Genomic DNA, 14484 nt, shown 5'->3' with positions numbered 1-14484 from the left:
GACATGATCTTCCTGTTCTACCTCTTCGCGGGACTCGCAATCGGTGGCGCGATCGGCGTCGTGATGGCAAAAAGCCCTGTGGGAAGTCTCCTCTTCATGGTGACAACGCTTGGGGCCATGGCTGCGACGTTCGTCCTGCTCGAGGCCCACTTCCTCGCCGCGATCCAAATTATCGTATACGCGGGCGCCATTATGGTGCTCTTCCTGTTTGTGATCATGCTCCTGAACCTCGGGCATGACTACCAGAAGGACCTGAAGGGAGGGGCGTTCGCCGTACTTTCGTTCGGCATCATCGGCGGGATCGCCGGCATCCTGGCCACCCGCCTCGGAGGTGCCGGTATGACGGCGGGCTCCGGCGGAGTCGCGATCGACGCAGCGATCGCCGAACATGGCGCCGTAGGTGCGATTGCTGAAACACTTTACACGACCTACGTGGTGCCATTCGAGATCACGGGAATCCTGTTGCTCGTAGCCATCGTGGGCGCACTCGTGCTCGCAAAGAGGGACGTCTGATGGTCACCGAGGCGCTCGTACTCAGCGCGATCCTTTTCGTCATCGGGACCTTTGGTGTCCTCGTGCGCCGAAACGCGATCATCATGTTCCTCTGCATTGAGCTACAGCTCAACGCGGTGAATTTGAGCTTCGTCGCATTCTCGCGCGTATGGGGCATCGACGGCCAGATCTTTGTGTTTTTCGTGATGACGGTGGCCGCTGCTGAGGCGGCGGTCGGACTCGCAATCATCATCTCGATTTTCCGTCACTATGAGACGGTGAATGTGGACAGCTTCAACGTCTTGAAATGGTGACCGGCATGACGACTTCGCTGATCGCCCTTCTGCAGGGAGGCGGACAGGCCGCGGGCGAGGGCGCGCATTTCGAGCCTTTCTTCCCGGGCTTCGTGATCTTGTTGCCACTACTCGGCTTTCTGGCCAATGGGTGGCTCGCCCTTCAGCACGGCCGCGACTCCGCAAATGCGGTGCGTGCCGGTGGGGAACTCGACCTCGGAGACTCGTCGTCGAGGCCTGCGACGCACACGCTTCCCACATGGATCGGCCCCGGTGTCATGGCGCTGGCCTTCCTGATCACCGCCGTGAACTTCACGCGGATGCTGGGGGCACACCTCGAAGCACCTGTGGTCATTGAGTATTGGACCTGGATCGCCACAGGCACTTTCACGGTGAACGCCGCGATCCAGCTCGATCAGCTCTCGATTATCATGATGATGGTCGTCACGGGCGTCGGAACGCTGATTCACATCTTTAGCGTCGGCTACATGAAGGAAGATTCCGGATATCCGCGGTATTTCGCATATCTGAATCTTTTCGTCTTCTTCATGCTCGTCCTCGTCATGGGATCTAGCTACGCGCTGATGTTCGTCGGCTGGGAAGGAGTGGGGCTCTGTTCCTATCTCCTGATCGGCTATTGGTTCAGTGACCGGGAAAAGGCGGACGCCGGCAAGAAGGCGTTCATCGTAAATCGCATCGGCGACGTCGGCTTCCTCATCGCGATGTTCTTGCTGTACAAAGCGTTCGGCACGGTCGACTTCATCCAGGTCTTCCATGAGGCACAAACACTCGAGTATGCGGGTGGTCTGGTCACGGCGATCACGCTCTTCTTCTTCCTGGGCGCGGTCGGAAAGAGTGCGCAGATGCCGTTGTACGTCTGGCTGCCCGACGCGATGGCAGGCCCGACTCCGGTCTCAGCCCTGATCCACGCGGCGACAATGGTCACCGCAGGCGTCTATCTCGTGGTCCGGTCGTCGGTGCTGTTCGCACTTTCGCCTGTTACGAGTGCCGTGGTCGCAGGAATCGGTGTTCTGACTGCGCTGTTTGCGGCGACCATCGCGCTCAAGCAGAACGATATCAAGAAGGTTCTTGCCTACTCTACGGTCTCGCAGCTCGGATTCATGTTCATCGCCGTGGGAGTGGGAGCGTACACCGCGGGCGTCTTCCACCTCATGACCCACGCCTTCTTCAAGGCGCTTCTATTCATGGGGGCTGGTGCTGTGATTCACTCAATGCATGAGGCGTATCACAACACGCACAACCACGAAGACGCACAGGACATGCGCAACATGGGTGGGCTCAAGGTCTTCTTGCCCATCACATGGACCACAATGTGGATCGCGACATTCGCGATCGCCGGCATCTGGCCGTTTGCCGGATTTTTCTCGAAAGATGAAATTATCTGGCAGACCGCAGCCTTTGGTGGCGCAGCGAACGCCCCATATCCAACCCTCTATACGGTCTATTGGATTCTTGCTCTCGCTGCCGCGATGCTGACCGCGTTCTACATGACCCGCATGATGGTCATGACTTTCCACGGAACGAACCGTACAGGCGAAGAAGAGGCCAAGCACCTGCATGGGGCCCCGCCAGTCATGTGGATCCCGCTCGCGATCCTCGCCGTGCTTTCGATTTTCGGCGGGTGGATCAACGTCCCCGAGGCGATTCAGAACTCGTTCCTCGGCGGTATGGGCTTTCTTCCGATGACCGAGTGGCTGCATCACTGGCTCGAGCCGCTCACCGCTCAGGCCCATCACATCCAGGAAGTGAATCTTGGCAGTGTGTCTGAGAGTGCGCCGTTTGGAGGTGGAGAAGTGGTCTGGGCAGTGATTTCCACGGTCGCCGCCGGCGTCGTGGTCTTCCTCTCGATCCTGTTCGTCGGGAAGCAGGAGATTGTCCCGGCCGCTCAAGACAAGACCGAACTCACCGGAATCAGTGCACTCCTTTACAATAAATACTACGTGGACGAGGCATACGATCGCTTTGTCGTCCAGCCGATCATCTCTGCCTCCCGGTTCTGCTGGAAGGTCATCGACGCGGGCATCATCGACGGCACTGTGAACGCAGTCGGGTGGTTGGCGAAGGGGATTGGGTGGGCCGTGAGCATGTTCCAGACAGGATCCGTTAACACCTATGCGTTCATCCTCACCGTTGGGGTGTTGTTCGTCCTCGGCGCCAGCCTGTTTTAGGGGACGCTGACCATGACTTCACTACTTGATTCGATCGGATACGCGGGCTGGGCACTTCACGCGCTGATCTGGCTTCCGGTTCTCGGCATCGGTCTCGTCCTGTGGGCTGAAGAAGGCCAGGCGAAGACCGTCGCGTTCTGGTGGTCCATCGGGGTCTTCGTGCTAAGCCTTGGGTTGTGGTGGGCTTTCGACCCGGCACACGTGGGCATGCAGATGGAGAGTTCCACCTCCTGGATTTTAGGGTGGGGTGTGAACTACTCACTGGGTATCGACGGGATCAGCCTGTTCATGGTGATGCTGACGACGTTCAGCACCTCCATCGCGATCCTGGGTTCGTTCAACTACATCGGCGAGAAGCAGCGTGCTTTTTACGCACTCATGCTCCTGCTCGAAGCCGCCGTCATAGGTGTCTTCTCGGCGACAGACGTATTCCTGTTCTACGTATTCTTCGAGCTTACCCTCGTGCCGATGTACTTCATGATCGGTGTATGGGGCGGTGACCGCCGGATCTACGCGGCCATCAAGTTCTTCCTCTACACGGCCTTCGGCTCATTGCTGATGCTGGTCGGGATCCTCTTCCTTTTCTGGAAGGCCAAGACGCTCCTTGGTTTCCCTACCTTCGCCTACGCGGACCTTCTCCAGGTACCACTCACTGGCACGGAGCAACTGTGGCTCTTTGCCGCCTTCGCATTGGCTTTCAGCGTAAAGGTCCCACTATTCCCTTTTCACACATGGCTGCCTGACGCCCACGTCGAAGCGCCGACCCCTGGGTCCGTTATTCTGGCAGCTGTATTGCTGAAAATGGGGACATATGGATTTCTCCGGTTCCTACTCCCGCTCTTCCCGCTCGCGGCGCAGCACCCCACGGTCGTGACGACTATGATGGTGCTCGCGGTCATCGGAATCCTCTATACGGCTTGGGTCGCAGCTGTCCAGCCGGATGCGAAGAAACTGGTAGCCTACACGTCTGTAGCCCACATGGGGTTCGTCGTGCTTGGGATATTCGCGCTGACTGTGAACGGTCTACAGGGCGGCTTGCTCGTCATGATCTCTCACGGAATCAGCACGGGTGCCTTGTTTCTATTGCTCGGCATGTTGTATGAGCGCAGGCATACGAGGACGATATCCGAATTCGGTGGTATCGCCCGCGTCGCTCCCTGGTTTGCAACAGCCTTCCTGATCACGGCACTCGCATCCATCGGCCTGCCGGGGACCAGCGGATTCGTTGGTGAGTTCCTCGTGCTGCTCGGTGCCTTCGAAACGCACCCGGTGCTGGCTTTTCTCGCGACCACGGGCGTGATCTTCGCAGCTTACTACATGCTACCGATGGTGCAGACGGTTTTCTTCAACAAGCTTGAGTCGGAAGAGAATCGGAAGATCGAAGACCTCAGCCGGCGAGAGATGGTCATCCTCGCGCCTCTTTGTGCCCTCATGATCATCCTCGGCTGGAATCCGACCCCGGTTCTCGAACGCATGGAGCCCAGCGTGCGCGCCGTGATCGAGCGGGTCGAGTCAGCCAACGCCCAGGTGTCGCTTCTTGAAGAGCAGGGCCTCGACCTCCCGGGCGAAACCACTTCCGCCCTCATTGAAATGGGCTCGTCCGATGCGAACGCAGTGTCCGACGACCCGACTGCAGATCCCACGAGCGATGACGCAGCAGATGTCATCGCCGACGGCGACGAATAGGCCGAATCACCATGGAACTAGACTTCAGCCGTCAGCTCCACTTTTTTTTCGCGCTCATGCCGGAGGTGATCCTCTGCGTGTGGGGGATGGGTGTGCTCGTTGCCGGCGTATCCGGGAAGCACAAGCCGGGAATGGAACAAGATTCGAATGACCCGAGCTTTGGTGGGGCCGCCGATCTCGGTTGGCTAGCCCTCGCGGGGGTCCTGCTTGCAGCTCTTGCGAACGGATGGCTTTACGGGGTCACCGAAGTCGGCCGGACCTCGATGATCGCCATCGATGGGTTCCGACTCTTCGCTAACTGGATTTTCCTTGTGGCGGCCGCTCTCACCATTCTGGTCTCTTTCGCCTATGTGTATCGGCAGCGGCTGCAGGCCGGTGAATTCTACGGCCTGATCCTGCTCGCCACGGCAGGGATGATGTTCATGGCCGGCGCGCGTGACCTAATCGTCATCTTCCTCGGTCTCGAGGTCATGTCGATCGCGGTGTACGCATTGGCTGCCTTCAATCGGAGGGACAGGAAGTCGGCGGAGGCGGGCCTCAAGTACTTCCTGCTCGGAGCTTTCTCGACCGGATTCTTTCTGTACGGAATTGCGCTCGTGTACGGCGCCACAGGGAGCACGAACATTGCCGCCATCGGCCAGAGTGTTTCGTCGGGTGCGGGAACTGGCACACTCCTCACGATCGGTATCGCGTTCCTGACGGTCGGCTTTGGCTTCAAGGTGTCGGCAGTACCGTTCCACATGTGGACGCCAGATGTGTACGAAGGCGCACCTGCACCCGTCACGGCTTGGATGTCAGCGGCGGTGAAGGCTGCGGCTTTCGTCGCGTTTCTCAGGGTGTTTTTCGTCGGCTTCGACGGAGCCTACGATTCCTGGTATCCGATCATGTGGTGGCTTGCTGCCATCACGATGATCAGCGCCAACCTGATCGCACTCGTGCAATCGAACGTGAAGCGGATGCTGGCCTATTCTAGCATCGCGCATGGCGGGTATCTCCTCGTCGCGATCACAGCGGCGAACGAGACCGCGGCGGCCGCGCTCCTGTTCTACCTGTTAGTCTATACGATCATGAATATCGGCGCTTTTGCGATCGTGATCGCCGTGGCGCAGCACGGTGAGGAGCGGCTCCAGATCGAGGACTACGCCGGATTCGGTTGGGCACAGCCGGTGATGGGCGTCATCCTCACGATCTTCCTGCTCTCGCTCGCGGGCTTCCCGGGAACGGGTGGCTTCATGGGCAAGATGTACCTACTGCAAGGCGCGGCGGATGCACAGCTCTGGTACCTGTCGGTCGTCCTCGTACTCTCCACCATCGCATCGTACTGGTACTATTTGCGGCTCGCCTGGTTCATGTGGATGAAACGCTCCGCCAGCGAAGATCAGCACAACCTGTTTGTGGTGCCGTTCCCGATGCGCGTCGCCCTGATCGCCTCAGTTTTCGTGGTGGTTTACCTGGGTTTCTTCCCTGGTCCAGCGCTGGACTTCGCCAAGAGCAGCGTAGAGGGCCTCGGCGCAATGAGCGGGACCATGCTCGGGTTGGGGCAATAGTCACTACTGGTTCGGGGGGCAGAGTTCTCGAACCGGCGGTACCCGCCTCTATGTTTTGGTAGGCCCGCGCACTTCGCGCGATCGAGGCCGGGCGTCTAGGCGGAGTATTCCTTCCCGTCACCACCGAACCAACACAATGAATCCACAGATCTTCCGGCAGTACGACATCCGCGGCATTGTGGGCCAGGACCTCGACGAGACTGTGACCGAGGCGGTGGGGCGCGCCCTCGCGTCCCACGTCAGAGCAGAAACGGGACTTGGGCGGCCACGTATCGCAGTCGGCCACGACAATCGTTCTTCCTCACCGGGGCTGGCTGCAGGAATGATCGCCGGGATTCGGGCGGCTGGAGCAGATGTTCTCGACATCGGAATGGTGCCAACCCCGGTCCTCTATTGGGCTGAGTTCATCTACGAAACCGACGCCGCAGTCCAGATCACCGGATCACACAATCCACCCGAGTGGAACGGCATCAAGATGACATGCCGTCGCGCGGCGCTCTACGGTGACGCGATTCAGGGCCTGCTTCAGCGCATTCAATCTGCTGACATCGACTCAGGTGCCGGTGACGTCGAGGCCATTGAAGTCTTGGACAGGTACGTCGACGACATCGCTGGCCGATTCACACTCGGACGGCCGATGAAGGTTGCCGTGGACTGTGGAAACGGGAGCGGCGCTCTAGTGGCTGAGCAGCTTTTCGCGGCGCTAGGTGTGGAGATCACGCCGTTGTTCTGTGAATCCGACGGCACGTTCCCCAACCACCACCCGGATCCAACGGTTGATGAGAATCTCGAGGACATCATTCGCACCGTCTGCGAGACGCCTCATGACCTCGGCGTCGCTTTCGATGGAGATGCGGACCGCATCGGAGCCGTGGACGCGAACGGCGACATCGTACGAGGGGACCTCATCCTGCTGATCTTCGGGCTCGATCTACTGAAGAAGCATGGCCCGGGTCAAAAGCTCGTATTCGACGTGAAGTGCAGTCAGGCGTTACCCGAAGTGTTCGAGGCGGCTGGGGGTGAGCCCATCATGTGGAAGACCGGCCACTCGTTGCAAAAGGTCAAAATGAAGGAGACCGGTGCGCTTCTCGCAGGCGAGCTTTCTGGTCATATCATGGTAGCGGACGACTACTTCGGCTTTGATGACGCGCTGTACGATGCCTGTCGTTTGATCTCCCTGCTCAGCCATACCGAACGATCGCTCGCCGAGATGGTCGATAGATTCCCGAAGTACGTGTCCACGGCCGAAATTCGGATCGACGTCACGGAAGAGCAGAAATGGAACATCGTTGAGAAGGCTGTCACGCACTACAAAACGACGCACGACGTCATTGAGGTCGATGGTGCGCGCGTGCAGTTCGACGACGGATGGGCGCTGCTACGCACCTCGAACACGCAGCCGGTAATCGTTGCTCGCTTCGAGGCTCGTACGCAGGAGCGACTCGATGAAATTCGTTCTGAGGTCGCGGAATGGCTCTCCCAGTACGACGTTTCCCTTCCCTAATCCACTTTCGTCTGCTTTCGGTACCCCTATGATGTTCGGCCCAGGATTGCGCCCGTAATGGCCGCTAAATCAACTGACCTGCTTGCCACGCTGCGTGGCGGCAGACTGCTCATCACGGTCCTCCTCACGATCGGGATCCTGGCAGCGCTCGGGCGTGGCCTGACTTCGCTCTACGTCGAAGTCCTTTGGCAAGGGCAATCCGGCTACCTGCCTGTGTTTTGGCGGCGACTCGCCTGGGAAGCGGGGGTCCGCGTGCTAGTTGGGATCATGGTCGGGGCGCTCGTATTCGTGAATCTGCGAATCGTGTCGACCACACTAAATGAGCTCCAGATTCGCCGGAAATTCGCGAATCTGGAAATTTCGAAACAACTACCGAAGCGATACGTATTGTTCGCGATGTTGTCCGCTGCCGCCACCATCGGCCTGTGGTTTGGCACTTCTGTCTCGCCGAGTATCGGCCGGCAGTTGCTTTTGGCGATTTCTTCATCGCCGTGGGGCACAGTAGATCCGGTACTCGGCAAAGACATCGGGTTCTACGTCTTCTGGTATCCTGTCCTGGCAGGTGGGATCACGTACGCCCTGATCATCGCATTCCTCGTATTCACGCTCGCCACGGCAGGGTACGCCGCGACCGGTACGGTGACTTGGATCAACGGTCGACTCCGGGCTCATGGCATCGCACGCCTTCACCTTGGCGGAATTCTTGCCGCATTCTTCGCGCTGCTTGCCGCGCAGCTCTGGCTGGGTCGCTACGGCCTACTTCTGGGCGGGAACTCTGACGTACAGGGCATCTTCGGGTACGCGGACGCGCAGGCGCGCCTTCCCGCCATGCAGACGTTGACTGTTATCAGCTTGGCAGCGGCCGTCGCCACGATGTGGGGCGCGTGGAAGAATCGTCCCTGGCCGGTCATCGCCTCATTCGGGGCGGTGATGTTCGGGACGATCGTGATCGGCAACCTCTTACCGTCGCTCATCCAGAGTTTCCGGGTGGAACCGAACGAGCTCGTGCGTGAGACGCCGTACATTGAGTACAGCCTGGACTTCACCAGAGACGCGTACGGCCTGCAGGACATGGCCCGTGACTCGTTCAGCTATGACGGGGCCGCTCCAGTCGACTGGGAAGAAGCGGAACGACAGTTCGCAGGGCTCCCCGTTTGGGGGTCAGGTACCTCCGGGCCGCTGTTGACGACCTACGAGGAAGTCGAGGCCCGGTTCGGGTACTACGACTTCGACGGGGTTTCGATCGACCGATATGACACGCCCGACGGACCCGTGCCCATTTCCATCTCTGTCCGTCAGATCAATACGGGAGGCATTCCCGACCGGAACTGGCAGAACCTCCATCTGCGCCAGCGATACGTAGCGGGCGCGGGTGCCGTAGCCAGCCTAGCCGCGACGCGCACCCGGGCAGGGCGTCCCCAGATGCTCGTCAACGGAATTCCCCCAGAATTCGATGCAGGTGCCACAGGGTTGCAGGGCCTCGAAATCGAACGTCCAGACATTTTTTTCGGTACGAGGCCTCAGGGAGAGTACGCGATCGTCACGCCTGGTCCCGACCAATTTCTGGCTCCGGACTCGACGATCGGCGTCGCAGCCATCGACTTTCCCGGAGGCATCTCTCTCTCGTCGGGCATCCGGACCGCTCTCCTTGCCTGGCGCTTTAGGGACATCAACCTCCTGTTTTCCGCGGAACTCTCCGATGAGAGTCGCCTGATTCATCGCCGTCGTGTGACCCAGCGCGCTCAGGCGATCGCACCCTTTCTGCGTTTCCCGGAGCGACCCTATCCCGTCGTGGAAGGGGGACGAATCGTATGGATCCTCGAGGGTTTTACAGGCTCACTCGCTTATCCGCTGTCAGCAGATCAGGACTTCGGCACCGTCCGGAGGCGGGTGAGCTATATACGGAACAGTGTGAAGGTCACCGTCGATGCGGTAACGGGTGATATCAACTTCTACCGCGTCCCGATTGAGGATCCGCTAGCGGACGCCTATGCCCAAGCCTATCCGGGATTGATGCAGGATATGTCAGCCATGCCGGCCAGACTCCGAGCCCACCTGAGATATCCCCGAAGCCTCATGGATCTGCAGAGTCGCGTGCTTCTGCAATACCATCAGGAGACGGCCGCCACATTCCATGGCCAGCAGGATGTGTGGGGCGCACCTCAGGAACTCTCGAGCACGGCGAACCCCGTGCCGTACGTGCCTGAGTACGGGATCTATCGCCTTCCCGGGGAGGAATCCGCCCGATTCCAGCTTTCGACCGTCTTCGTCCCGGCCGGTCGAGAGAACCTGACTGCGATCATGGTTGCGCGGACAGACGAAGACGGGGTACCGGAGACGATCCTCCTGGATGTACCTGTTGCGGACCAGGTCATGGGCCCACGCCAGGTCGAAGCGCTGGTGGAACAGGACCCCGTGATCTCCCAACAGTTCTCACTCTGGCGAAACGGCGGCAGTGAAGTCTGGACAGGGCATTTGCACGCAGTGCCTGTGGGGAACCGGCTCCTGTACATGGAACCCATTTTCCTCGCGGCCGAGGAAGATGCAATTCCCGACCTTGCTCGCTTCGTAGTGAGTGATGGGAGCGGAGTCGTAATGACGGAGTCGCTGTCGGCAGCGGTAGCGCAACTCGCTGGCAGGGAAATCTTCACGCAAGATTCGGCGACTCCTGTCGGGGCCGACTTTTCGGGCGATGCCGTGTCCGGCAACCCGGAAGCCTGGCCGGCCGAAGCGCTCACGCTTCTCGAGCGTGCCGAGGCCCGTGCCCGAGAAGGGGACTGGGAAGGGTACGGTCAGGCCCTGGAAGAACTGCGGTTGCTGTTGCAGCAGTTCCAAGGAGTGAACCGCTGAGACGCGACAGACGAACGGTTCTCCCGTTTCGCACGACCCTTCTGCTATAGAGCTTCCGCCTTGGGGCTGGCGTTGATCACCCCTCAGGCCTCTGGTAGCTTTTTGTGCTCTCCGGGCCAGGCCGCCGGCCGAACCGACCCTTTCTCGTATACTCACAGAGACCGCATGGATATCCACGAATATCAGGCGAAAGAGTGTTTCGCCCTGGCCGGCATCCCGGTGCCTCCCGGGCAGATCGCGACGACCCCCGACCAGGCCGAGTCTATCGCGAATGAGTACGCGTGCGCTGTGATGGTGAAGGCTCAGGTCCATTCTGGAGGCCGCGGTAAGGCCGGCGGAGTGAAGTACTGCAACAACGCCGCAGAAGCGCGTGAACATGCAACCAACATCCTCGGTATGGACATCAACGGCCTGACGGTGGAAAAGGTGCTCGTCACGCCAGCCGAGGATATCGAGTCGGAGGCCTACGTTGGTGTCTTGATCGACCGAAAGCGCCAGTCGGCCACGTTCATGGTGTCACCTGAAGGCGGAGTGGACATCGAGGAAGTCGCCCACACGAATCCCGATGCGATCCGTAAGCTCGCGGTCGACCCGAGATACGGGCTGCTTCCGCATCAGGCTTTCTGGCTGGCAAATTTCCTCTACGAAGATCCGGCGCACATCAAGAAGGCCACCAAGGTCATCGCGCAGCTCTATGACTCCTTCGTGGACTCCGGCGCCTCGATGACGGAAATCAACCCCCTCATCACAACACCCGCGGGTGATATCAAGGCCATCGATGCAAAGATGACCATCGACGGAAACGAGCTGTTTCGGCGTCCCGCGGTCGCTGCCATGCGTGATCTTTCAGCCGAGCCTGCGTCCGAACGGATCGCTCGCGAGGCGGGGCTGTCCTACGTGAAGCTCGACGGTGATGTAGGGTGTTGCGTAAACGGTGCAGGGCTGGCAATGGCGACGATGGATCTCGTGAAGTACTACGGGGGCGAACCGGCCAATTTTCTGGACATCGGCGGGTCATCGAATCCGGACAAGGTTGTCTCCGCGCTCGAGATCATCACGTCCGACCCGAACGTGAAGTCGATTCTCTTCAACATCTTCGGTGGGATCACCCGCTGCGACGATGTCGCCAACGGAATCGTGGCGGCCACGAAACGTATCGACATCAAGCCGCCCATCGTGATCCGTCTGACGGGAACGAACGAAGAGCTCGGCTTGAAAATCCTCGAAGAAGCAGGCTTTTCGGCCTACACGTCGATGGACGACGTCGTAGAAAAGGCCGTCGAGCTAGCGAAGGCATAGGCGAAACCATGGCCATCTTTATTGATTCCGATACCCGACTCGTCGTTCAGGGCATTACCGGCCGCGACGGCTCGTTCCACACCCGCCAGATGATGGAGTACGGGACGCAGGTCGTCGCTGGTGTCACCCCGGGGAAGGGCGGTCAGACGTTTGAAGGCCCGGGCGGCAAAACAGCTCCGATTTTCAACTCGATGGACGAGGCGGTTGCACAGACTGGTGCGAACACTTCGGTCATCTATGTGCCGCCGGCATTCGCGGCGAATGCCATTCTCGAAGCCGTCGACTCAGGCGTGGCACTCGTGGTCGCGATCACCGAGGGCGTGCCGGTGCTGGACATGGCACGCGCACACGCGTTCGCCCGGGACAAGGGAGTCCGAATTCTAGGGCCGAACTGCCCAGGCCTTTTGTCGCCAGGGAAGTCGAAGGTTGGCATCCTGCCGGCACAAATTACAGCCGAGGGACCGATAGGCGTGGTGTCGCGGTCGGGGACGCTGACGTACGAGGCAGTCTTTCAGTTGAGCAACGTCGGGCTGGGTCAGAGCACCTGTGTGGGTATTGGTGGTGATCCGCTGATTGGGACGAACTTCATAGATTGTCTCGAAGCCTTCGAAGCGGACGGGGACACGTCGGCGGTCGTAATGATCGGCGAGATTGGTGGCACCGACGAACAAGAGGCAGCTGCGTGGGTGAAGGCAAATATGTCCAAGCCGGTGGTCGGTTTTATTGCAGGTCAGACGGCACCTCCAGGCCGCCAGATGGGGCACGCCGGTGCGATCATCAGTGGATCCTCAGGAACCGCTGAAGAGAAAATGAAGGCTTTTGAGGACAACGGCATTTCGGTCGCGAAGCGGCCTGCCGATATCGTGGGCCTGATTCAGGAAGCCCTCGCATAGGTAAGGGCACGGGCACCCCGAGGATCGGTCGCACTAGGCGCTGGGGACTGAGGAAGGTCAGAATGGAAGCACTCATCAATGAAACGCTTCTCGTGGAGCATGCCGTGGAGCCGGCGCAGTTCCGGGTCTACGCGGACACACCGCTTTCCGAGGTAATCGGCCTCATGGTTCGAAGAGGAATTCGTGCGCTGCCGGTGGTCGGAGAGCGCTATGAGGTCTTGGGTGTCATCACGACGGGTGATGCCCTGAGTCACATACTCAAAGAGGCGCCAACCTATAAGATGGGGACAGACGGACCGATGGCGGCTCGTGATGTCATGACGCGCTCAGTGCTGTGCGTGTCAGAGACACAGACGCTCGGCGACGCCGCCCGGAAGATGGTGGACCGAAATGTCGAGCAGCTTCCCGTCGTTCGCGATGGAGAGCTCATTGGGCTGGTTACGCGTGATTCAATCCTGAAGGCGATGCACGCAGTATCATCTGACAACGACGAACCAACAGGTATTTCATGAGCCTTACATTGGCAATCATTAAGCCCGACGCCGTAGGCTCGGGCAAGGCGGGAAAGGTTCTCGCTCATCTGGAGGGCAGGGGCTTCACAGTTCGTGCACTCCGCCTGACGATACTGAGCCAGGCCCAGGCCGGGGCGTTTTACGCAGTCCACCAAGGCCGACCGTTCTACGACGAACTGGTTGAGTTCATGACCTCAGGTCCAGTCATTCCCATGGTGCTTGAGGCAGATGATGCGGTTACGAAGCTTCGCGGAGCGATCGGGGCAACGGATCCGGCTGAAGCGGAAGAGGGAACCGTCCGGAAACTCTACGCGGAATCGAAGGGGCGAAACGCGATCCACGCATCGGATTCCGATGAGAACGCTACAATTGAGATCGAATTCTTTTTCCCGACCCACGAACAGCTGGGGATCCAGGGCTCCTGACGCCCGGATTTCCCTAGACTTTCAACGGGTTATTACTAGCTTTTACGACTATGCTCAAAGTTGACCTTGGGCTGTTGGACCGAGAGGGGTCCGTTAGCTTTGCGGCCAGTGTCGCAGCGGATGACGGACTGTGGAGTGAGACGAGAATCCGTTGGGCGAGTGACGTTGATGTGCAGTTGGAGGCGACGCTCGCTGGAACGGGTCAGGTCGTGGTCAGAGGCAGGGTCCGAGGCGCGCTCCACCTAGAGTGCACGCGCTGTCTTCAGCCAGTGGAATCGCAGTTTGCGGGGGGGCTCACTCTCGTGTTTCAGAGCGAGGAGTCAGAAACTGATGACGAGGACACCGGAGCGTATTTGTTGGACCCGAAGGGCTCCGAACTTGATGTGAGTGAAGCGGTGCGAGAGGAAGTGATTCTCGCCATGAATCCATACGCAGTTTGCAAACCGGATTGCCAAGGGCTTTGTCCCATGTGCGGTACGAACCTGAACGAAGGTTCGTGCGACTGCACAGAGGAGAAGGTCGACCCTAGATGGGGTGCTCTCCGGAATTTGAAGAGCGAGTGAAACGATGGCCGTACCAAAGAAACGCACGTCGAAGCAGCGCAAGCGGAAGCGGCGCACCCATATCAAGGCCGAGGGCGTAACCGTCCACGCGTGCCCCAAGTGTGGTGATAACAAGATTCCGCACCGTGTCTGCCCGAGTTGTGGGCACTACAAGGGCGAACCCGTTCTCAAAATCGACCTGGACTGATTCGAGCTTCTTCGGAATGTCGGCAGGATGACCGACGCATTTCC

Annotated in this window: 13 protein-coding genes; all 13 read left to right on the top strand. The window is 59.5% G+C overall.

Features of this window, described 5'->3' with window-relative positions; translation table 11 throughout:
- The first annotated feature begins 3 nt into the window (after positions 1-3).
- The 13 genes from OSA81_06495 to rpmF all read left to right on the top strand — a co-directional run bounded on the left by OSA81_06495 (position 4) and on the right by rpmF (position 14440).
- Positions 4-513 (top strand): NADH-quinone oxidoreductase subunit J, encoded by a 510-nt coding sequence (locus tag OSA81_06495; protein ID MDE0898647.1) that lies wholly within the window; start codon positions 4-6, stop codon positions 511-513.
- Positions 513-806 (top strand): NADH-quinone oxidoreductase subunit NuoK, encoded by a 294-nt coding sequence (gene nuoK / locus OSA81_06490; protein ID MDE0898646.1) that lies wholly within the window; start codon positions 513-515, stop codon positions 804-806. Before OSA81_06495 ends, nuoK begins: the two co-directional genes overlap by 1 nt.
- Before the next feature lie 5 nt (positions 807-811).
- The gene (gene nuoL, locus OSA81_06485; protein ID MDE0898645.1) at positions 812-2974 is read left to right on the top strand and encodes an NADH-quinone oxidoreductase subunit L; all 2163 of its coding nucleotides are present in this window, start codon (positions 812-814) and stop codon (positions 2972-2974) included.
- 12 nt (positions 2975-2986) lie between these two features.
- Positions 2987-4660 carry an NADH-quinone oxidoreductase subunit M gene (locus tag OSA81_06480; protein MDE0898644.1) on the top strand — a complete coding sequence of 558 codons (1674 nt, stop codon included), beginning with the start codon at positions 2987-2989 and terminating at the stop codon, positions 4658-4660.
- A gap of 11 nt (positions 4661-4671) precedes the next feature.
- A complete protein-coding gene (locus OSA81_06475) occupies positions 4672-6207 on the top strand; it encodes an NADH-quinone oxidoreductase subunit N (GenBank protein ID MDE0898643.1) in 1536 nt (511 codons plus the stop codon).
- Between the two features lie 136 nt (positions 6208-6343).
- Positions 6344-7711, top strand: coding sequence for a phosphomannomutase/phosphoglucomutase (locus OSA81_06470; protein MDE0898642.1), 1368 nt, complete (start codon positions 6344-6346; stop codon positions 7709-7711).
- Between the two features lie 57 nt (positions 7712-7768).
- Positions 7769-10561 (top strand): UPF0182 family protein, encoded by a 2793-nt coding sequence (locus OSA81_06465; protein MDE0898641.1) that lies wholly within the window; start codon positions 7769-7771, stop codon positions 10559-10561.
- Between the two features lie 165 nt (positions 10562-10726).
- A complete protein-coding gene (gene sucC / locus OSA81_06460) occupies positions 10727-11860 on the top strand; it encodes an ADP-forming succinate--CoA ligase subunit beta (protein MDE0898640.1) in 1134 nt (377 codons plus the stop codon).
- An 8-nt stretch (positions 11861-11868) separates the two neighbouring features.
- Complete coding sequence (gene sucD, locus OSA81_06455; GenBank protein ID MDE0898639.1) at positions 11869-12753, top strand: succinate--CoA ligase subunit alpha; 885 nt, start codon at positions 11869-11871, stop codon at positions 12751-12753.
- Positions 12754-12815: 62 nt separating this feature from the next.
- Positions 12816-13265: a CBS domain-containing protein gene (locus OSA81_06450; GenBank protein MDE0898638.1), complete on the top strand. Its 450-nt coding sequence runs from the start codon at positions 12816-12818 to the stop codon at positions 13263-13265.
- Positions 13262-13690: a nucleoside-diphosphate kinase gene (ndk, locus tag OSA81_06445; protein MDE0898637.1), complete on the top strand. Its 429-nt coding sequence runs from the start codon at positions 13262-13264 to the stop codon at positions 13688-13690. The genes OSA81_06450 and ndk overlap by 4 nt, the downstream gene beginning before the upstream one ends.
- Before the next feature lie 50 nt (positions 13691-13740).
- The gene (locus OSA81_06440; GenBank protein ID MDE0898636.1) at positions 13741-14253 is read left to right on the top strand and encodes a DUF177 domain-containing protein; all 513 of its coding nucleotides are present in this window, start codon (positions 13741-13743) and stop codon (positions 14251-14253) included.
- 4 nt (positions 14254-14257) lie between these two features.
- Positions 14258-14440: a 50S ribosomal protein L32 gene (gene rpmF / locus OSA81_06435; GenBank protein ID MDE0898635.1), complete on the top strand. Its 183-nt coding sequence runs from the start codon at positions 14258-14260 to the stop codon at positions 14438-14440.
- Positions 14441-14484: the final 44 nt, after the last annotated feature.

It is taken from the genome of Longimicrobiales bacterium, from assembly GCA_028823235.1.
Classification (GTDB): domain Bacteria; phylum Gemmatimonadota; class Gemmatimonadetes; order Longimicrobiales; family Gaopeijiaceae; genus UBA2589.
Note: the sequence above shows the minus strand (reverse complement) of the source record. Positions and strands in the feature narration are given on the sequence as shown.